This is a genomic window from Clostridium sp. CTA-19 (genome assembly GCF_054767855.1).
In genome coordinates this window covers 1-729 of sequence record NZ_BAAABH010000088.1, presented here as the reverse complement: position 1 = coordinate 729, position 729 = coordinate 1, and the positions used below count along the sequence as shown (strand labels likewise).

At 31.5% G+C, this 729-nt stretch carries 1 protein-coding gene; it reads right to left on the bottom strand.

Going from position 1 to position 729, the window contains the following annotated elements:
- Positions 1-167: 167 nt before the first annotated feature.
- The coding region (locus ACYUE0_RS17725; RefSeq protein ID WP_460271939.1) for a helix-turn-helix domain-containing protein at positions 168-729 on the bottom strand (562 nt) is incomplete at its 5' end.

Sequence of the window (729 nt, the reverse complement as noted above, 5' to 3'; positions counted from 1 at the left end):
CAACAACAGTATGCATATTATTTAAAATAGATGTGGAGCCAACTAGGCGTAGCCCTTTATGAGAACCATTTTTCTCAAGTATAGGGGGATGTCCTACTGTGCTCCAAGAGTAATAGTTAACAGATTCAACAGATACACTAGTTTCATCTAATGCATAAACAGTTACATCAGATGAAGATTCTAAAATAGATAGTTGGTTTCGTATTTTTTTTAAAGGCTTCTTGTTGGGCCTTATCAAATTTAGTAGGCATAGGTTGAGCTCTTTTATAAGAAATATTATTTTCAATYAATCTCAATCTAATAGCTTCTTCGGTAACTTTTACTCCAAATTCTCTTTCAATATAAAGAGCAAGAAGAGCACAAGTCCAAGTGTTAGCAACMAACCCTTTATCTATAGGAGATAYATTTTTTACTGTGTAAATAAGATTTTCTATAATATCAGGAGATAATTTACCTAAAGAGCCTCCACGACACTCTTTTAAAGTGTCGAAGCCTACGGCGTTCCACTTCTTAACATAAGAAACGATTGTAGCTTGGCAAAGGCCAGTTAATGTCATTATTTCTTTATTAGAATAGTTCAAATATCTCATTATAACAGTAGTTAATATTAACCTTTGTCGGTTGTTTTCTGTTGAATTTCGTATTTCTATTAATTCTTCAATTTTAAAATTATGCAGTGTTTCAATATTTATAGCTGATCTTCCCATAATAAAATCCTTTCTATACAAT